This is a genomic window from Amycolatopsis sp. lyj-23 (assembly GCF_046549135.1).
Lineage (GTDB): Bacteria > Actinomycetota > Actinomycetes > Mycobacteriales > Pseudonocardiaceae > Amycolatopsis.
In genome coordinates this window covers 240,089-258,303 of record NZ_JAJPWN010000017.1, presented here as the reverse complement: position 1 = coordinate 258,303, position 18,215 = coordinate 240,089, and the positions used below count along the sequence as shown (strand labels likewise).

At 69.1% G+C, this 18,215-nt stretch carries 18 protein-coding genes and 1 tRNA gene; 6 read left to right on the top strand and 13 right to left on the bottom strand.

Annotated features, from left to right (window positions below):
- Positions 1-457: 457 nt before the first annotated feature.
- The 8 genes from ACLJPY_RS37020 to ACLJPY_RS36985 all read right to left on the bottom strand — a co-directional run bounded on the left by ACLJPY_RS37020 (position 458) and on the right by ACLJPY_RS36985 (position 9,645).
- Complete coding sequence (locus ACLJPY_RS37020; RefSeq protein WP_410595646.1) at positions 458-1,885, bottom strand: trypsin-like peptidase domain-containing protein; 1,428 nt, start codon at positions 1,883-1,885, stop codon at positions 458-460.
- Between the two features lie 73 nt (positions 1,886-1,958).
- Positions 1,959-3,041, bottom strand: a complete 1,083-nt coding sequence (gene galT, locus ACLJPY_RS37015) for a galactose-1-phosphate uridylyltransferase (protein WP_410595645.1) — start codon at positions 3,039-3,041, stop codon at positions 1,959-1,961.
- Positions 3,038-3,838, bottom strand: coding sequence for a DeoR/GlpR family DNA-binding transcription regulator (locus ACLJPY_RS37010; protein WP_410595644.1), 801 nt, complete (start codon positions 3,836-3,838; stop codon positions 3,038-3,040). The genes galT and ACLJPY_RS37010 overlap by 4 nt, the downstream gene beginning before the upstream one ends.
- 170 nt (positions 3,839-4,008) lie before the next feature.
- Positions 4,009-5,418, bottom strand: coding sequence for a sensor histidine kinase (locus ACLJPY_RS37005; RefSeq protein WP_410595643.1), 1,410 nt, complete (start codon positions 5,416-5,418; stop codon positions 4,009-4,011).
- Entirely contained in the window at positions 5,415-6,107 is a 693-nt protein-coding gene (locus tag ACLJPY_RS37000) for a response regulator transcription factor (RefSeq protein ID WP_043789320.1), read from the bottom strand. Before ACLJPY_RS37000 ends, ACLJPY_RS37005 begins: the two co-directional genes overlap by 4 nt.
- A 66-nt stretch (positions 6,108-6,173) precedes the next feature.
- Positions 6,174-6,782, bottom strand: coding sequence for a trimeric intracellular cation channel family protein (locus ACLJPY_RS36995; protein ID WP_410595642.1), 609 nt, complete (start codon positions 6,780-6,782; stop codon positions 6,174-6,176).
- Positions 6,783-7,436, bottom strand: coding sequence for a response regulator (locus ACLJPY_RS36990; protein ID WP_003087851.1), 654 nt, complete (start codon positions 7,434-7,436; stop codon positions 6,783-6,785).
- 214 nt (positions 7,437-7,650) lie between these two features.
- Positions 7,651-9,645, bottom strand: a complete 1,995-nt coding sequence (locus tag ACLJPY_RS36985; protein ID WP_410595641.1) for a hypothetical protein — start codon at positions 9,643-9,645, stop codon at positions 7,651-7,653.
- Between the two features lie 315 nt (positions 9,646-9,960).
- On the opposite strand from ACLJPY_RS36985, the gene ACLJPY_RS36980 reads away from it, so the two are divergent.
- The 3 genes from ACLJPY_RS36980 to ACLJPY_RS36970 all read left to right on the top strand — a co-directional run bounded on the left by ACLJPY_RS36980 (position 9,961) and on the right by ACLJPY_RS36970 (position 12,986).
- Positions 9,961-11,814, top strand: a complete 1,854-nt coding sequence (locus tag ACLJPY_RS36980; protein ID WP_410595640.1) for a tyrosine-type recombinase/integrase — start codon at positions 9,961-9,963, stop codon at positions 11,812-11,814.
- A gap of 50 nt (positions 11,815-11,864) precedes the next feature.
- Positions 11,865-11,940: transfer RNA gene (locus ACLJPY_RS36975), tRNA-Arg, on the top strand.
- Between the two features lie 158 nt (positions 11,941-12,098).
- Complete coding sequence (locus tag ACLJPY_RS36970) at positions 12,099-12,986, top strand: hypothetical protein (protein ID WP_410595639.1); 888 nt, start codon at positions 12,099-12,101, stop codon at positions 12,984-12,986.
- Positions 12,987-13,267: 281 nt separating this feature from the next.
- Here the strand turns inward: ACLJPY_RS36970 and ACLJPY_RS36965 are convergent, their stop codons facing one another.
- From ACLJPY_RS36965 to ACLJPY_RS36950, 4 genes are all read right to left on the bottom strand, one after another.
- Positions 13,268-13,699: an ATP-binding protein gene (locus ACLJPY_RS36965; RefSeq protein ID WP_410595638.1), complete on the bottom strand. Its 432-nt coding sequence runs from the start codon at positions 13,697-13,699 to the stop codon at positions 13,268-13,270.
- 35 nt (positions 13,700-13,734) lie between these two features.
- Positions 13,735-14,178 carry an STAS domain-containing protein gene (locus ACLJPY_RS36960; RefSeq protein WP_410595637.1) on the bottom strand — a complete coding sequence of 148 codons (444 nt, stop codon included), beginning with the start codon at positions 14,176-14,178 and terminating at the stop codon, positions 13,735-13,737.
- 138 nt (positions 14,179-14,316) lie between these two features.
- A complete protein-coding gene (locus ACLJPY_RS36955) occupies positions 14,317-14,745 on the bottom strand; it encodes an STAS domain-containing protein (protein WP_410595636.1) in 429 nt (142 codons plus the stop codon).
- 266 nt (positions 14,746-15,011) lie between these two features.
- The gene (locus ACLJPY_RS36950; protein WP_410595635.1) at positions 15,012-15,290 is read right to left on the bottom strand and encodes an ANTAR domain-containing protein; all 279 of its coding nucleotides are present in this window, start codon (positions 15,288-15,290) and stop codon (positions 15,012-15,014) included.
- 246 nt (positions 15,291-15,536) lie between these two features.
- Here ACLJPY_RS36950 and ACLJPY_RS36945 point away from each other — a divergent pair, with 246 nt between their 5' ends.
- The 3 genes from ACLJPY_RS36945 to ACLJPY_RS36935 all read left to right on the top strand — a co-directional run bounded on the left by ACLJPY_RS36945 (position 15,537) and on the right by ACLJPY_RS36935 (position 17,484).
- A complete protein-coding gene (locus ACLJPY_RS36945; protein ID WP_410595634.1) occupies positions 15,537-15,830 on the top strand; it encodes an acyltransferase family protein in 294 nt (97 codons plus the stop codon).
- Positions 15,831-16,065: 235 nt separating this feature from the next.
- Positions 16,066-17,025 carry an NADP-dependent oxidoreductase gene (locus ACLJPY_RS36940; RefSeq protein ID WP_410595633.1) on the top strand — a complete coding sequence of 320 codons (960 nt, stop codon included), beginning with the start codon at positions 16,066-16,068 and terminating at the stop codon, positions 17,023-17,025.
- A gap of 51 nt (positions 17,026-17,076) precedes the next feature.
- Positions 17,077-17,484, top strand: coding sequence for a winged helix-turn-helix transcriptional regulator (locus tag ACLJPY_RS36935; RefSeq protein WP_410595632.1), 408 nt, complete (start codon positions 17,077-17,079; stop codon positions 17,482-17,484).
- A 199-nt stretch (positions 17,485-17,683) separates the two neighbouring features.
- On the opposite strand, the gene ACLJPY_RS36930 is transcribed toward ACLJPY_RS36935, so the two are convergent.
- Positions 17,684-18,100 carry a winged helix-turn-helix transcriptional regulator gene (locus tag ACLJPY_RS36930; protein WP_410595631.1) on the bottom strand — a complete coding sequence of 139 codons (417 nt, stop codon included), beginning with the start codon at positions 18,098-18,100 and terminating at the stop codon, positions 17,684-17,686.
- Between the last annotated feature and the right edge of the window lie 115 nt (positions 18,101-18,215).

Here is an 18,215-nt window from a genome sequence, read left to right as displayed (position 1 = left end):
CTACTACAACCACAACCGGCTGCACTCAACGGTCGGCCACCACACCCCAGCCGAAGCCCGAACCAGCTACCGTCAGGCCCTGGCTGCCTGAAAAACCCGTGTCCGCCTCACCGGGGCAACTCCACACGCGTGATGCCCCAGCCCGCACGCCAACCGACCGCCTGGGTACGCCAGCCGACCCTCCAGGCACGCAAGCCGACCGCCCAGGTCCGCGACCCGACCGCCCGAGGACGCAAGCCGACCCTCCGGGTACGCCATCCGACCCTCCGGGCACGCCAGCCGACCTTCCCGGTACGCAACCCGACCGCCCGAGTCCCTGACCCGGGGCACAAATGCGGCCACGCGCGACCGGCATCGAATACCCGGTCGCGCGTGGCCTTGTGGGTCCGGCCCCGGAAACGGGGGTCGAGCCGAAGTTGGTCTCGGCCGCGCTAGGCGGCCGAGCGTCTGCGCTACATCAGTTGGGCTGGACGGGCTGGCCGCCGAGCGTCACCTCGACCGTGCGGCCGTCGGCGAGCGTGAACGTCGCCTTCTCGTCCGGGGCCCGGGTGCGGACCGCCGCGACCAGCGTGTCGGCCGAGTCGATCGGGCGGTCGTCGATCTTGGTGACGACGTCGCCCGCCTTCAGGCCGGCCTTCTCCGCCGGGCTGCCCGCGGTGATGGCACCGAGCTCGGCGCCGCCCTGCTGGGCGTCCTTGACCTGGGCGCCGATGTAGGTCTGCACCGCCTGGCCGGTCTTGATGATCGTGTCCGCCGTGCGACGCGCCTGGTCGATCGGGATGGCGAAGCCGATGCCGACGTTGCCGCCCTCGGATCCGCCCTGGCCCTGGCCACCGGACGCCGACTGCGGGCTGTAGATCGCCGAGTTGATGCCGATGACCTGCCCGGCCATGTTCGCCAGCGGGCCACCGGAGTTGCCCGGGTTGATCGCCGCGTCGGTCTGGACCGCGTCCATCACCGTGGTCTGGTCGCCGCTGCTGCCGCCAGCGCGCACCGGCCTGTGCAGCGAGCTGACGATGCCCGAGGTGACCGTGCCGGCCAGCTCGAACGGCGAGCCGATGGCGACCACCGACTGGCCGACGCGCAGGTCGTCGGACCGGCCGAGCTCCACCGGGGTCAGGTTGCCGACACCGCTGACCTTCACGACCGCGATGTCGGTCGTCGGGTCGCGGCCGACGACCTTGGCGGCGGCCTTCTTGCCGTCCTGGAACACCGCGCGGATCTGGCCGCCGTTCGCGGCGACCTCGACGACGTGGTTGTTGGTCAGGATGTAGCCGTCGGTGCTGATGACGAACCCGGAGCCTTCGCCGGCCCCCTGCTGGCCGCTGACCTGCAGCTCGACGACGCTCGGCGACAGCTTCTGCGCGACGGACTCGACCGAGCCGGCGGGCGCGTTGCCCGTCTGCTGGGCCGGCTTCGGCGCGTCGAGTGCGTTGCTCGCCGGGCCGGACGACCCGGCGGTGAAGTACCCGACCGTCCCGCCCGCGATGCCGCCGACCAGCAGCGCGACCAGCGCGACGCCGGCGAGCAGCTTCCCGCCGGACCGCTTGGGCGCGGGCGGCGCGGGGGGCGTGGCCACGGGATAGCCGCCGGTGGCGGGCTGCCCGTACGGGTTCGGCGGCGGGTAGACGCTCTGCTGCGTCTGGCCGGACGGCAGCTGCGCGCCCTGGGCGGACCACGGGTTCGCGGGCTGCCCGCCGTACGCCGGATCGGCCCCGGTCACCGCGTGGTACGACGGCTCGGAGTACTGCGGCGCACCGCCGGACTCGGGCTGGGCCTGCTCACCGTACGGGTTCCCCGCCCAACCGCCCTGAGCCGGCTGCTGGCCGGTCTCGGGGTGCCTCGGCGCCGCGGGGTCGTGTGCGCTGGGGTCGTTCTCGGTCATGTCCTCACCTTGCGCGATGGTCCTGAGAGCTTCCTGAGCCGAACCTGTGCATCGGAGATGAGTATGGCCGTGATCAGCCCGCCGCGCGGAGCCGTTCGGCGATCTGCTCCGGCGTCGCGTCGTTGATCCACACCGCCATGCCCGACTCCGAGCCGGCCAGGTACTTCAGCTTGTCCTTCGCCCGCAGCACGGAGAACAGCTCCAGGTGCAGCCAGCCGAGTTCCCGGTCGCGGTGCACCGGCGCCTGGTGCCACCCCGCGATGTAGGGCAGCGGCCGGTCGTACAGCGCGTCGCAGCGGCGCAGGACGTCGAGGTAGACGGCGGCGAAGTCGTCGCGCTCGGCGTCGGTCAGCGCCGGGATGTCCGGCACCTGCCGGTGCGGCACCACGTGCACCTCGACCGGCCAGCGGGCGGCGGGCGGCACGTACGCCGTCCAGTGCTCGCCGGAGGCGACCACGCGCGCGCCGGACTTCTGCTCGGCGGCCAGCACGTCACCCAGCACCGGGCGGCCGTGTTCGGCCTGGTGGGCGCGGGCGACGTCGAGCATCCGCGCGGTCTTCGGCGTGACGAACGGGTAGCCGTAGATCTGCCCGTGCGGGTGCGACAGCGTGACGCCGATTTCCTCGCCGCGGTTCTCGAACGGGAAGACCTGCTCGACACCCGGCACCGCGGACAGCGCGGCCGTGCGGTCCGCCCAGGTGTCCACCACGGCCCGCACCTGCTCCGGGCTCAGCCGGGAGAACGCGCCGTCGTGGTCGCTGGTGAAGCAGACGACCTCGCAGCGGCCACGCCCGGGCCGCACCGGCACCAGCCCGGCACCATCCACAGTGGACGGCTCGCCGACGACGTCCTCGGCGAAGGACGGGAACCGGTTTTCGAAGACGACGACGTCGTAATCGCTTTCGGGGATCTCGCTCGGCTTGCCGGGCTTGCTCGGGCAGAGCGGGCACAGGTCGGCCGGCGGCTTGTACGTCCGCGTCTGCCGGTGCGCGGCCATCGCGACCCACTCGCCGGTCAGCGGGTCCAGCCGGATCTCCGACGCCGCCGAAACCGGCGGCAGGTCACGGGTGTCCTCGGCGACGCGCTCGGGCGCGCCGGGCTGGTCGAAATAGATGATCTCCCGGCCGTCGGCCAGGTGTCGTACGGTGCGCTTCACGCTTCTCGGGCCTCGTCCGTCTCCGCCGTCTCGGCGATCATGAGTTCTCCCGCCCGTTCGGCGAGAATTTCCTTGGCCTCGTCGGGGATCCCGTCATCGGTGACGACGACGTCGGCCTCGTCCAGGTCGGCGATCGTCGAGATCCCGACGGTGCCCCACTTGGTGTGGTCGGCGAGCACGACCAGCTTGCGCCCGGCCTCGACCAGCGCGCGGTCGGTCTCGCTCTCGGTGAGGTTCGGCGTCGTGAACCCCGGCCCGTCGGCCATCCCGTGCACGCCGAGGAAGACGGCGTCCAGGTGCAGCGACCGCAGGCTGTGCACAGCGACCGGCCCGACCAGCGCGTCCGACGGCGTCCGCACGCCCCCGGTGAGCACGACCGTGCGGTCCGGCTGCGTCGACCCGCGCAGGACGTCCGCCACCTGGATGGAGTTGGTCACGATGGTGAGCCCGGGGATGTCGTCGAGCGCCCTCGCCAGCGTCCACGTGGTCGTGCCGGCGGAGATGCCGATCGCGGTGCCGGGCCGGACGAGCGTCGCGGCGAGCTCGGCGATGGCCTCCTTCTGCGCGCGCTGGCGCACGGACTTCGCCTCGAAGCCGGGTTCGTCGGTGCTCTTGCCGACGACCGACGTGGCACCGCCGTACACCTTCTCGACCAGGCCACGGCCGGCGAGGACGTCGAGGTCGCGCCGCACCGTCATGTCGGACACGCCCAGCCTGGTCACGAGGTCGCTGACCCGGACCGCCCCGGTCCGGCGGGCCTCTTCCAGGATCACCGCCTGTCGCTGACGCGCCAGCACCGTTCACTCCGTCCGTCGCACCTCAACCACACAAAATCCTACACGATTCAACACGGCGATCGCCGGACGGAGACGGGTGAACTTCGAAACAACAGGTCAGGGCAGGCGAGCGGCAACCGGGTTGAACAACATCACCACGGGCCGGGCGAACAGGCAACAGCGGAAGGGTCTCAGCCAGGCGCGCCCGGCAACCGGATCGTCATCAACGCGCCGCCTTCGGGCGCCTGTGAGGCGTACACCGCGCCGCCGTGCCGCTCGGCCGCGTGCTTCACGATCGCGAGCCCCAGGCCCGAGCCCGGCAGCGTCCGCGCCTCCGACGAGCGGTAGAAGCGGTCGAACACCTTCGGCAGGTCCTCTTCGGCGATGCCCGGCCCGGCGTCCGCGACCTCGACCACGGCGGTGCCGTCGCCGAGCGGGTACAGCCGCACCCACACGGTCGACTCCGGCGGCGAGAACTTGACCGCGTTGTCGAGCAGGTTCAGCACCGCGCGCTCGAGCGCGCTGTTGTCGCCGGTCAGGACCCACGGCTGCAGCGAGACGTCGAAGTTGATCTCGCCCGCCCGCCGCCGCGCCCGGTCCAGCGCCCGTTCGACGACCTCCAGCAGCTCCACGCGCTCGAACCGCTCGCGCGGTTCGTCCTGGCGCGCGAGCTCGACGAGGTCGCCGATGAGCTGCGTCAGCTCGTCGAGCTGGCCGCTGATGTCCGCGGTGATGTCGACGCGGTCCTCGTCCGGCAGCGGCGGCGCCCCCGGCTTGCTCGCGGCGAGCAGCAGCTCGAGGTTGGTGCGCAGCGACGTCAGCGGCGTCCGGAGCTCGTGGCCGGCGTCCGCGACCAGCTGGCGCTGGCGTTCCTGCGAATCCGCGACCGTGCCGAGCATCGTGTTGAACGTCTGGGTGAGGCGCGCGAGCTCGTCGTCGCCGCTGACCGGGATGGGCCGCAGGTCGCCGGTCCTGGCGACGCGTTCGGCGGCCGACGTCAGCCGGTCGACCGGGCGCAGACCGGTCCGCGCGACCGCGGTGCCCGCCGCGGCGGCGACCAGGATGCCGGCGCCGCCGATCAGGAACAGCACCAGGGCGAGCTCGTTCAGCGTGCGCTTGGTCGGGCCCATCGACTGGGCCAGCACGATGGCCTCGCCGTGCCCGGTCGGCAGCGCGACCACGCGGCTGTCGGTGCGGAAGTCCGTCCGCAGCGACTCCGGCGAATCGCCGTTCGCCACGGCCAGCTCGTTCTGCCCGAACGGCGGCGGCGAGCTCGACAGCGGGTACGTCATCACCGCGTGCTGGACGTCGGGCGCCGCCGTCAGCTGCCCGATCTGCAGGTCGGCGCTGGCCAGGAAGGCGCCGGGGACCTGCCGCAGCTGGGTCTGCACCTGCGGCGAGTCGGCCGCGGCCTGCGCGCGGGCCATCAGGCTGTCGTCGAGCTGCTGGTAGAGGTTGCTGCGCACGACCATGTACGCACCGATCGAGACCAGCGCGACGGCGCCGGCGACACAGGCGGCGGCGAGCAGCGTCACCCGGCCGCGCAGGGAGAACCGGCGGGCTCCCCAGCGCGTGCCCCGGGGATCGCCGGGTTCGGTCACGGCGGCGTTTCCCTCAGGACGTACCCCACTCCGCGCACCGTGTGGATCAGCCTCGGCTCCCCCTCGGCCTCCGTCTTGCGGCGCAAGTAACCGACGTAGACCTCCAGCGCGTTGCCCGACGTCGGGAAGTCGTAACCCCATACTTCCTCCAGGATCCGGCCACGCGTCAGGACGTGCTTCGGGTAGGAAAGGAACAGTTCCAGCAGGGCGAATTCGGTGCGGGTCAGACTGATCTCGCGGCCCCCGCGGCGGACCTCCCGCGTGCCGGGGTCGAGGGTCAGGTCCGCGAAGGACAGGACCTCCGAGGCCTGGCCGTTCGGCCCCTCCGGGATGGCGCGGCGCAGCAGCGCCCGCAGCCGGGCGAGCAGTTCTTCGAGGGCGAAGGGCTTCGGCAGGTAGTCGTCGGCGCCGGCGTCCAGCCCGGACACCCGGTCGGAGACGGTGTCGCGGGCGGTGAGCACGAGGATCGGCAGGTCGTCACCGGTGCTGCGGAGGCGGCGGGCGACCTCGAGGCCGTCGAGCCGGGGCATCATGACGTCCAGGACCATCGCGTCGGGCCGGTCGGCGATGATCGCCTCCAGGGCCTGCGCACCGTCGCTGGCCAGCTGGACCTGGTAGCCGTTGAACTCCAGGGACCGCCGGAGCGACTCACGGACGGCGCGGTCGTCGTCCACCACAAGGATGCGCATGGCGCTAGTTTTACGCAGCGTGCTGAGACCCGCCTAAGAACACACGCAGAACTCACAAAGGATTTCTCACTCGGGACCCCGCGCGACCGGCGCGTTCCAGTGCCGCCAGAGCGCGACCATCCTGATGGAAACCACGACGGCGGCCGCGACGACGGTCACCGGCCCCGAAGGAAGTCGCACAGCGTGACCGGCGGCGACGAGCGCCGAGCCGGCCAGCGCGGCCACGGCGTAGATCTCCTTCCGCAGGACGAGCGGGATTTCCCGGAGCAGCAGGTCGCGCACGGCCCCGCCGCCGATGCCGGTCGTCATCCCGATCAGACACGCGGCGTAGACGGTGGCGCCGGCGTTCAGCGCGATGGTCGTCCCCGCGGTGGCGAAGACGCCGAGCCCGAGGGCGTCCGCAAGGAGGACGCCCCGCCGCAGCCGCGCGACCTGCGGGTGGAAGACGAAGACGACGAGGGCGGTCCCGGCGCAGACGGCGAGGTAGGGCCAGTTCCGCAGCGTCGTGGGCGGGTGGATGCCGAGCAGGACGTCCCGGATGACACCGCCGCCGAGCGCGGTGGTGAGCCCGACCACGACGACGCCGAAGACATCGAGCCGCGCCCGCACCGCGGCGAGCGCCCCGGACGCGGCGAAGGCGACGAGCCCGAGGACTTCCAGCGCCGTGAGCAGCATCTATTGGTCGAGCAGGCCACCGCGGTAGGCCAGCAGCGCGGCCTGCACCCGGTTGGCGGCCCCGATCTTGGACAGCACGGCGGAGACGTACCCCTTGACGGTGGCCTCGGACAGGTGAAGCCGCCCGCCGATCTCGGCGTTGGACAACCCCTGCCCGATCAGGGCGACGACTTCGCGTTCCCGTTCGGACAGCGAGGCGAGCAGCTTGCGGGCGGGCTGAGCAGCGCGTTGTTCGTCCCGGTGCGACTGAACCATCCGCGCGGCAACACCCGGGTCCAGGACCGCACCCCCGCGCGCGAGGTCCCTGACCGCCCTGAGCAGCGCAGCGGGGTCGATGTCCTTGAGGAGGAAGCCGTTGGCCCCGAGCCGCAGCGCGAGGCTGACGTATTCGTCGATGTCGAAGGTGGTCAGCATGGCCACGGTGGGCGGATCGGGGAGGGCGAGGATGGCCCGCAGCGCGCGGATGCCGTCGTCGGGAGCCCGCATCTTGATGTCGAGCAGGGCAACATCGGGGTGGTACCGCCGCGCGACCTCCACGGCGGATCTGCCGTCGCTCGCCTCGCCCACGATCTCGATGTCCTGGGCCCCGGACATCATCGCGCGCAACCCCGAGCGCACCAGTTCCTCGTCGTCGGCGAACATGAGCTTGATCAACGAAGCCCTCCGCAACAGCCGGTGGGAGCGGCTCCCCGCGTCCCGTTAACGAAGGTTACCTACTGTTGTTCAGCAGTTCGAAACCAGACACGACCAGGTGACAGGCTGGTCCGTCCAGGTCAGGTGCAGTGGACGGTGCGCTGGGGTGTATCCGCCATGTGGGAGGGCCGTGAGAACCACTCACCTGGGTGACGACGAGAGTTGGGCGGCAGGTTCACCGACGGCGTTTCCCCTTGCGCGCAGATCGCGCCAGACCGCCGAGAGGATGCGCGGTGCGGACGGCCCGGACCTGCTCGAAGACTTCGGCCAGTTCGGCAAGCCCGGCCTGGTCCGGGTGGCCCGACGCGAGGATCGCCCTTGCCAGGCCGCCGCGTTCGTCGCCGGGGACCTCGGCCAGCGTCGCAGCCGTCGCTTCCGACCCGGCCGCCTCGAGCATGACGAGGAACTGCTCCGCCACGCCGAGCAGCGCTTCGCGTTCGTCGAGGTCTTCGAGGACGAGCTCGCCTCGGTCGACCAGCAGCCGGGTCGCGACCGGACCCAGGCCCGGGTCGGCACGCAGGTCGTGCAGCAGCGCTTCGCCGCCCGGGAGCGAGCCGGTAACGACGTCGAGCATGACGGACGCCCGTGCGCGGAACGGGCACCGCCGGACAGCGTCCAGCAGCAAGGCCAGCCCCGCCTCCCGGCCACCGTGCGCGGCCAGCCAGCCCGAGATCTCCGCCGCGGCCGCTTCTTCGCTGTAGTGCTCCGTGACCACGCCGAGCAATCCCGCGGGAGCGGCGTCGGCGAGCTCGCCGACCAAGGGCGCCACGCGGCCCTCTCGCAGCAGCTTGGCCCGGACGGCCCGGGTCGCCAGTGGGGTGAGCCTCACGAGGTCGAGCGACGGCGCGTCGAGCGCGGTCCGCAGCCGGGCTTGGGCGTCCGGCGGAAGCTCGGGATTTTCGGGCACCAGGTCCTGGGTGTAGCTCGGATCGGCAGGCCCCTGGGCCAGCTCGACCGCGCCGAATTCGGCCAGCTTGGCGAGCAGCCTGCGGAACTCGGCCGCGAACCCGTCTCGCCACAGCGACTCCGTCAACGGCTGCAGGTCGGTGTAGGTGAGTTCGGCACAGGCGAGCCACGTGCTTTCCACCAGCCTGACGACGGGAATCGGCGCCGGCACGCCGTAAATCGTGTTGAGCACGTCCGGTAGGACGACGCCGAGCAGTTCGTCGAGCAAGACGGCATAGCCGGGCGCCCAGCCCGACGGCTTGACCAGCAGCCCCGGCTCGGGGAGCGCGTCGAACGCCGCGGTCCACAACGCGAGCGCGTCGTTCAGCAGCGGTGCCGCTTTCGCCACGCGCACGAGTTTGCCCTTGACCACCCGCACGACCCGCGTGCGCTTGGCAAGCTCGAAGAGGATGGCGAGGTGCGGCAGGTCGGCACTGGTGCGGACCGGCCGGCCCGCTTCGTCGAGCTCGTCGCCGGTGTCCAGCAGCGCCACGAGCTCGCGCGCGTGGGCGAGCTTGAGGGTCCCGGTGCCGGTCAACGTCCGGCCGTCACCCACCCAGTCGACGAAGTTCCGCAGCTTGACCACGAGCGTGGAGCGCTCCGCCGCCTCCACGAGCTCCGGCTCCGGCGGCAACGAGACGGGCAGCTGGGGAAGCCCTCGCCCGGCGGGTTCGTCGGCCTCCCGGGCAACGAGCCCGGCGAGCAGTTCCGGATCACCACCGTGCCGCCCCGCGCGCGCCTCGGCGAAGAACGCGTTCAGCGCGTCGTGGTCGGTGGGATCGACCCCGTGCCGGATGGCAGTCATGACCCAGTACTTGCCCACGCCGAAGTTGCGTTCGTCGGCCATCGCGGCCGGGAAGTCTGCCGCCGCTTTCGCAACGGCTTCCTCGAGATCCGCCGGAGGATCACCCATGGGATCGGCGAGCCCGGTCTCGTGCAGGTAGCGAAGGAACAGCCCCACCGTCTCGGGCACGAGCACAGCGTCGGCGGCGGTTGCGGACAGCGTGCGCGGCACGTACCTCAGCAGGAAGTGCTGCACGAGCGCGGCCGTCCAGCAGGCGAGCCGCCCGTCGACGGAGGTGTGCCGGAACTGCAGCGCCAGCGCCACGGCGTCCGGCTCGATTTCCCGGCCCTGCGCGGCCGCCCAGGCGGTCAGGCGCCGGATCAGCAGGTCCTGCCCGGCCTCGAAGCCGTCGTAGTCGTCCTCGTCGTAGTACGTACGCACTCCGGTTCCCGCCGTCTCGGCTGCCCGACACGGTAGCGAACCGGCTCAGGAGGCCGGCGCTACGTTGGGTGACAGGTCGTCCCAGTCCCCAGACAGCAGCCAACGGCTGTCCGGGGACGGCACACAGCTTGCGCCGACCGTCGGGTAGCCTGTGCGAGGTAAGCCCTCGTAGCTCAGGGGATAGAGCACCGCTCTCCTAAAGCGGGTGTCCCAGGATCGAACCTCTTGCGTCTGCGCAGGTGACAGGAGCGCGAACCGACCCCTGCCGACTGTCATGACCCATTTCATGACCCAAAACGGGTCTAGAATTGGATCATGACCAGGTCACGAGGGGGAAGCGCTCGGTCCGGCAATCCCGGCGTCGCCAAGGGGCGTGCCGGGCACCTGAGAGCTCCGCAGGGCACGATCGATGTCCTTCCCAGCGGGAGCATCCGTGTCCGTGTGGACGGCGGCTTCGATCCCGTCACCCGCAGGCGCATCCGGCCTACCGAGACCATCCCGGCGGGCCCAAACGCGAAGCGCGAGGCCGACAACGCACTGACGCGTCTACTCAATCAGGTCATCGAAGATCGTCACGCGAAAACCAACGCCTCAGTCGCACACCTACTTGATCGCTATCAAGCCGAGCGTCAGATCGGCGACAAGATCGCTCGCACCACGCTCGCCCGCGACCAGGAACTCATCGACTTGCACATTGTCCCCATCATAGGAAAGGAGAAGGCTGGAAAAAAGCCGAAAAACCTACTCAAAAAGCTTTATGCCGAGTGTTACCGGTGCCGTATTCATTGCCGGGAGACCAATCTCGTCGACCATCGTACGCGTGTAACGCACGTCTGCGATGCGCGATGCAAGCCGCACACATGCATTGGCCTGGCGACCAGCACGGTACGAAAGATTCACTTCATCCTCACCGGCGCCTACTCCGAAGCGATCGAATGGGACTGGTGGTCAATTGACCCGCTCGCCGGCCTCAAAGCCCCCGAGCCAGTCCTTCCCGAACCGGATCCTCCCAGCCCGAAAGAAGCGGCAATCATCGTCGCAGACGCGTATCGCCGCGACTTGACTTGGGGAATGTACGTCTGGCTCACCATGATTCTCGGCGCTCGCCGAGGTGAGGTCATCGCCATACGTCGGCGGCACTGGGACAGTGAACGCAAGGTGATCTATCTCCGGCGCGCCGTTGCCCAGGTCCGCGACGACGTCTTTGAGAAGGACATCAAGAACCACATTCGCCGGAACGTCGTCCTTGACGACGAGACCAACGAAATGCTGGCCGAGTACTGGGCCCACGTCGAGGCCATCGCGCAGGCTGCAGGAATCGAACTCGACGACGACGCGTTCATGTTCTCGTTGACCCCAGACCACTCGGTTGCATTGAAGCCACGCTCGGTGACTCAGCGCTACCGTCGCATGGTCCGTTCTCTCGGCATCAATACGCAGATGAAGTCGCTGCGGCACTACAACGCGACCGAGCTCATCGCGGCAGGTATCGACATCCGGACCGTTGCCGGACGGCTCGGGCACGCCGGCGGGGGTACTACAACCCTCCGCGTTTACGCAGCGTGGAAGTCGGAGGCTGATCAACGAGCCGCGGGGCAACTGAGGGCCAGCATGCCTGCTCGACCGACTCTCGAGGACCCGGTCGAACGCGCCAAGACCCGGCCCAGCGCTCCGTACGAGCACATTGCCGCAACCATGCGTCGAGCGATCATCGACGGCGACCTGAAGCCCGGCAGCGTCGCCCCATCGATCAAGGAGATGGCAGCGACCCATCGCGTCAGCGTCGGCACCGCTCACCGAGCGGCCGGGCTACTGCGGGCATGGGGGATGCTCTCCGAAGGAGGCCGCGGGAAGCGCCCGCTGATCTTGGAATCCGACGAGCCAGCCTTCGCAGGTGCCACCGCCGGGTCGCGCGCGCTGAACGAACCCGTGAAGGCCGACGTCCAGACAGCGGGCGCTGCATTGCTCGACCTGCAACTCATGTACCTCGCCGATCCGGTGAAGACCTTCCTGGCAGAGGCCGACCCTGCAGATCCTGCCCAGCTCAGGCGCTTGCTGATTGGCGCTGCACGTCGACACGGTGGCGGGAGCATCACCATCGATGACTACGAGTTGGTCGTCCGCGGGCACGACACGGGAGAAGTGATCGCAACGTTCGCAGCGCTGTGACTGACCACGCCGTGCGTAACGACCTCTGTATCCTCTAGAGTTAGTCGCACGCCCTCGTAGCTCAGGGGATAGAGCACGACTCTCCTAAAGTCGGTGTCGCAGGTTCGATTCCTGCCGGGGGCACCACAGCAGGGTGAGTGGGCACGCCATCTGAATCAGCGATTTCGGTCGGCGTTGCACCATTTGGCCAGGTCAGGGCTGTACAGTAGTCGTCGTTCGACTCAGCATGCGGTCCGAGCTGCCGGCTGGGAGTGGCGGCGGTCGGGCCGGTGCAAGACTGGGCCATGGCCATTGACATGGGGCTCGGCGACCCAGACGCGATGCAGGCGCTGGCCGCTGCAGTCAGCATCGTGCGCGAGTCGGTAGATCACTTGCACGATGAGATCGGCGAGATGCCGTACAGCGACGATTGCGAGGTCTATCGACTCGCGCGTGCGCTCGCACCAGGGCCGATGAGTTTTGACCGCTCGATCATCGCCGCCGCCGACTCGGCCCGGGGAGCGCTCGACCAGATCGCATACATCATCGAGACGAACATTCCCACCAGTATGATCGTGCTGCACGCACTGCTCCGAGCAGCGTTGGTGGGATCCGGCCGAATCGTGTTCGCGCTTCTACCAGCCGACCCCGAGATCAGGCTCCAAAACGCTCGCGTGCTCGTCACCCAGGAGTCGAAGAGCTTCACACAAGCCCTTGACCGCTATGTCAGCTTCAATCAGCTCTCTGGGCTGCGGCCCCCCTCGGAGTACCTGCAGACGGCGAAACAACAGAATGCCAACCTCCACGACGGTCACCGGGCGCCGGGCGACGGTGCCGTCATGGAAGGAACCGCCAAGCTGGTCGGCGAAGCGCTGGCTCTGACGCCGGAGTATCAGGACGGACACAACGAGCTGCTGCGCGAGCACGTCATCTGGCTCTGGAACACCTACAGCGGCATGGCGCACACCTATGCGTGGCCCAGGCTGCTACCCGGGTCCAGCGAAGACCGTCGCGTTCCCGTCGACTTCCCCGGCGACTTCTACATGATCGCGGCGACAGCCCACATTGCAACGACAGACCCCGACCCGCGGCCGGCCGGGACGGGCAACGTGTTCGAGCTGCTCGACGCGTTCGCCGACCTGCGTGCCGCCGTTGAGCAGGCCGTCGACGCAGGAAGATTTCCAGCTCCCTGACGGCTACGGTGCGGTTTCGAGCGCCGCTGCCGGGCTACGTCGACCTGATCCAGGCTGCATCGGCTGAGTTCGGACAGGGGGGATCCCGCGCGCTCGGTGGCAAGGGCGCGGCGGCCTGCTGCGATGACCCGTGCTGTCCGGCACCGCCCCGACGGTGCGGCGTGGTCATCCCGCCAGGCCGCCGCCTGTCCCGAGACCCCGTCCCGAGTACTGATGACCCACCCATGCGACCGGGTCACTTAACCGTCCCGGCTCACATTCGCCGAGAACCGGCAGCGTGGTCACATGACCGGGGCGCAGATCCAGCTCATTTCGACGACCGTGCCAGCCGGCGTGGTGGTGAAGGCACTCTCGTCGGCCAGGGTGTGGATCAGCGGCAACCCCCGCCCGCGCAGCAGCCCCGGCACGGCGGCAGGGCGCCAGCAGCCGCGATCGATGACCGTGACGGTGACCCGGCTGCCATGCCGATGGGCGTGCAGGTCGAGGGTGCCGGGTGCGCCCAGGTACGCGTGCTCGACAACGTTGGCCAACGCCTCGTAGACCGCGAGCACCAAATCCTGGATCCGACCCGCGGGCAGGCCGGCTTGGCCGAACCACGCGATGAGCTGCCGACGAAGCTGAGTCAGCAGCGGCCGCGTGGCGCTGATCTCTACGCAGGCCAGGCCCGCGATCGGCGCTGGAAGAGCCGGATCCGGCTCTTCCAGCGCCAGCATCGAACTCCATCACCAGGCCCCGTGGAACGTCGAAGTCACTGGCTGCTCCCAGACGGGCTCGCGTCACCGTGCTCCGAAGACGGCTCGGCTGGATGCCCGGCCGAGAGGGCTTCGGCGAGCGTGGCGAACACCGGCATGAGCCGGTCGGCGCCGGTGATGGCCATCGGCCGCGCGGCGACCGAGGTCGCAGCGACCCGGACCGTGGTCGCGGGCCCCGCCGCGTTCTGCAAGTTGAACAGGACCGCCAGGCCGGCCGAGGAGAAGAAGGTCACCGCGGTCAAGTCGACGATCAGCACCGGGGGCGCCTCGGCCAGCGCGGCGGTGACCGCGTCGTTCAGCTCAGGCGCGGTCACGAGGTCGACCTCGCCGCCGACGCTGAGGACCAGGGCGGTCTCGACGCGCCGCAGCGACACCGACACCGCGGACGAGGATGCGGCGGGGAAGCCACCCGCCTCCGGCTCCGGCTCCGGGAAAGTCACCGACACATCATGCCCGGCCGCCGCCCGTTGGCCTCGCCGCGGGCCCGCTCGGCCCACACGATGAAGGCCACGTTGGCGAGGTCGCACATCGTCTACGCGGAGTCCAGGAGCCGCGACAGCGTGACCGGGCAGTCGGGTTCAGCAGGCGTTCAGGTCGGTCAGCTGGGGCAGCAGCGCCAGCCAGGCCACGGCGTCGGCCGCGCTGTGATGTAGCGGCAAGACCTGCTCCAAGCCAAGGACGGTGATCGGCCGCAGCAACGCCTGCTGCCGGCCGACGACCGCAAATGGCACCCCGGCGACCTCAGCATCAGCGACGGCGTCGAGCAGCACCGTCACCCCGCGGGCGGCGCAGAAGGACACCGCTGATGCGTCCAGCACCAGCGCCCGCGGCCGCAGACCGACTTCCTGTCCGAGCAGGGCAGCCAGGTCGCCGGTGACCGTGAGGTCCAGGTCGCCGACCGCAATGATCACGCTCGTCTCGGCCGTCCTGGTCACCGTGAACGACGCCGCGGGTGAGTACACCCATCGGCGCTGCGGCCGGGGGACGAACTCGGAAGACAAGGTCACGGCCTCCTCGGACCAACCGTGAGGCCGAACCGCCGGTGCACGAGTCCAGCCCCTCACGCCCCGTTCGGGGCAGGCGAGTTACGGACGCGACGGCTACCGGACTGAACCGCCGCCCCACGACGGTACAACCGAGCAACAAACGATCCAGCCCCACCACGAACCCTGTCACCGTATGAACTGGGAGAAAGCGGCGGCGTGGCGATATCGCCGGGTGCCTTCACCGGCCGCGCATCCACAAGTCTGCGCGGCGCGAGAAAGACTGGTGTTCAGCCGAACGCCGCGTCCACGCCTCGCCGCCGAGCCTCGTCCAGCACCAGCGTGATCGCCTGCTGGTCCAGGCCAGCCAATTCGCCGGGCTGCTCGGCGCGACTGGCGCACGCGACGATGACGGCGGCCACGTCGTGCACCTTCACGTTGGTGTCTTGCGAGATCTCCCGCAAGACGACGAAGGCTTCGTCAGAGGTGCAGGTCCGCGCCAACATGATCATTCCCTTCGCCTGCTCGATCACCGGCTGCGTCGCCAGCGCTTCCTTCAGCTGCTCCACCTCGACGGCGGGATCGCCCGGTCCTCTCCATGACGTCACGGCCAAATTTCACACCACCCGCACGACCACTTCCGACAGCGGGGACCGCACGGGCGGGAGTGAAGCGAAACGGTCGTCATCGCGGCCGCGGCAGAGCTGCTGTAACCAGATCGGTCAATGAGTGTCCAGGCGGCACCTCGGGGCTGCTTGGCGACGAAGCGATGAGCAAGCGATGCGTCGTGTGGCAAGGGTGTACCGGCCTTAGCTTTGGGTAAACCCAGCGTCGCGACGCGCCATGAGGCGGCCGAGGTCGTTCGGTTCGCCAGTGGGCGCCGGTCGCACCTGCCCGCGTTGGACAGGTTGCGCGGAGCCGCGATCCTTGGTGTGCTGCTGTTCCGCAACGGTGACCTACCCGGTGGCTTTCTCGGGGTGGACCTGTTCTTCGCCCTATCCGGCTACCTGATCACCGACCTACCGCTGCGGAAGCTCGAAGCGACCGGCGCGGTCTCACTCGTCACTTCCGCGGTCATCGCTCGCGACGGCCGCTGCCCGCGTTGGTGACCTTGCTCGGCGGGGTGACCATGCTGGTGTGGACGGTGACGCCGCCGGACTTGGCCACGAGTCCGTCCTGCGATTTCGGTGATCGCGGCGATGACCCACCAACTGACCGTACCGGCCAAGCTGCTCACTCTCCAATGGAGAGTCGTAACCCTTGCAGGTAACTACTGCCTCGATCGTATGTTGTGTGGGCCGGGGCGGGGCGTACTGCGCCCGCCGTGCGAATTCGGGAGTTCGGATGCCGACGTCGATGCAAGCTGCCGTCTATCACCGTCATGGCGGCCCTGAGGTGTTGCGGGTCGAGGAGGTCGTGAAGCCCGTGCCGGGCCCGACCGAAGTCCTGGTGAGAGTCCACGCAGCCGGGGTCGACCCGGTGGACTGGAAGACCCGGTCGGGCGGCGGGGTGACGGGCATCGCCGGGGATCTGCCGTTGATTCCCGGTTGGGACGTCTCCGGTGTGGTGGAGGAGGTCGGAATCGGAGTCACCACCCTCGAGCCGGGAGATGAGGTCTACGGCATGCCGCGGTTCCCCCGCGCCGCCGGTTGCTACGCGGAATACTTGACCGCACCCAGCCGTCAGCTGGCTCGTAAACCCGCCACGGTCACCCATGCAGAAGCCGCGGCGGTTCCCCTGGCGGCGTTGACGGCGTCGCATGCCCTAGTGGACACTGCCCGGCTCGCGCCGGGACAGCGACTGCTGATTCACGCGGCAGAGGGCGGGGTGGGACATTTCGCCATCCAGATCGCCAAGCACCTGGGGGCTCACGTCTTCGGGACAGCGAGTGCCGCTCGGCACTCGTGGTTGACCGGGCTGGGAGCCGACGCGGTCGTCGACTACACGTCTTTGGACTTCGAAGACGCCTTCGATGATCTGGATGTGGTCCTCAACCCGATCGGAGACGATTACCGCACCTCGTTCCGGTCGCTGGAAACGTTGCAACCCGGTGGCCTGCACATCACCCTCAACGGTTCGCACCCCGAGCTCGCGGTGGCCGCCGACGAGCGACGCGTCCGCACGCAGGCACTGCTGGTGGAACCGGACGGCGCAACTCTCAAGCAGATTGCCGATTTGATCGACACCGGTTCCGTGAGCATCGAGGTGGACCAGTCCTTTTCCTTGGCTGACGTCGCGAAGGCGCACGAGCACGGCGAAGGAGGACATACACGCGGGAAGGTCGTCCTCCGGGTCATCGACTGAAGGCGCGGCCAGGTACACCAACCCTGGCCGAAGAGCACACGAGGAGATCTGATGACCAGTGTATGCGAGACCGGACGGCACCGAACCCACGACGTCTACGAAGCCCAGTGCCCCTGCCGGGCCATGTTAGACCTCTTGGCGAACAAATGGTCCGCCCTGGCCATAGGCGCGCTCGAAGACGGCCCGTTGCGCTTCGGAGAGCTTCGACGACGCCTTGAGGGCGTCAGCCCCAAGGTGCTCACGCAAACCCTACGACGGCTTGAAGACCACGGGATCCTGGATCGTGTGGTTTATCCGTCCGTTCCGCTGCACGTCGAGTATTCGCTGAGCGAGCTCGGGCTGAGTGCCGCTGTCCCGCTGGCAGCGGTTCGTGACTGGGTCGAACGGAACATCGACAGAACTCCCGCCCGGCCACAGTCGAGTACGAGAGAAAATAACGGATTCACTGATCTCAAGTGAGCGCGAGAGGCACCGAAGCTTCCAAGCCCCGGCCGAATCAGTGCCGGCGAGCGCCGGTCCTCCGTTGTTTCGCGGTGGATGGATCGGCAGGGCCCTTCCCTTGGGGAAAGGGAAGGGAGCCGGGTAGTGGTGTGGTCGTCCCGGGACGAACGGCGGCACCACTACCTGGCGTCGCTCGCGACGACCGGACACCCGGCTGTCATGGGCCTGCACCGGTATTGCTCGATCCATCGGAGACCGGACGACGCTCCAGTTCACCGATGTTCTGGTCGACCCAGTCCCGCAGATCCCGCAACAGTCCTGTGGCGCCCTGCCCGACCTCGGTCAGCGAGTATTCGACACGGAGCGGAATGTCCGGATACACGACCCGGTTTACCAAGCCGAACTCTTCGAGCCTGCGCAACGTCTGGGTAAGCACCTTGGAACTCACCCCTCGAAGCCGCCGCTGTAGTTCGCCGAACCGGAGGGGCCCGTCCGTCAGCACCTCCATTGCCAACGCCGACCACTTGTTCGTGAACAGGGCTACCAGGGTACGGCGACGAGCTCGTCCATCCGTGCCGTTGACGCCGACACCAGCGGCCTCACACGTGCTACCCATCGGTTCTCCGAATTCCATGGACAACGTTGACAACGTGTACCCCGGGCACAGTTGGGCCACAGTCGAGTTCCGGACACCCGAGCCGGGCGTGGCGCTGTCGCTGTGGCGCCGCGTCGACCGCTGTCGTCAGCGT

Coding starts and splice junctions, on each gene's coding strand:
- ACLJPY_RS36935 (WP_410595632.1), top strand. CDS start 17,077: ATGACCAGTGTATGCGAGACCGGACGGCACCGAACCCACGACGTCTAC.
- ACLJPY_RS36930 (WP_410595631.1), bottom strand. CDS start 18,100: ATGGAATTCGGAGAACCGATGGGTAGCACGTGTGAGGCCGCTGGTGTC.
- ACLJPY_RS36970 (WP_410595639.1), top strand. CDS start 12,099: ATGGCCATTGACATGGGGCTCGGCGACCCAGACGCGATGCAGGCGCTG.
- ACLJPY_RS36980 (WP_410595640.1), top strand. CDS start 9,961: ATGACCAGGTCACGAGGGGGAAGCGCTCGGTCCGGCAATCCCGGCGTC.
- ACLJPY_RS36965 (WP_410595638.1), bottom strand. CDS start 13,699: ATGCTGGCGCTGGAAGAGCCGGATCCGGCTCTTCCAGCGCCGATCGCG.
- ACLJPY_RS36940 (WP_410595633.1), top strand. CDS start 16,066: ATGCCGACGTCGATGCAAGCTGCCGTCTATCACCGTCATGGCGGCCCT.
- ACLJPY_RS37020 (WP_410595646.1), bottom strand. CDS start 1,885: ATGACCGAGAACGACCCCAGCGCACACGACCCCGCGGCGCCGAGGCAC.
- ACLJPY_RS37000 (WP_043789320.1), bottom strand. CDS start 6,107: ATGCGCATCCTTGTGGTGGACGACGACCGCGCCGTCCGTGAGTCGCTC.
- ACLJPY_RS36995 (WP_410595642.1), bottom strand. CDS start 6,782: ATGCTGCTCACGGCGCTGGAAGTCCTCGGGCTCGTCGCCTTCGCCGCG.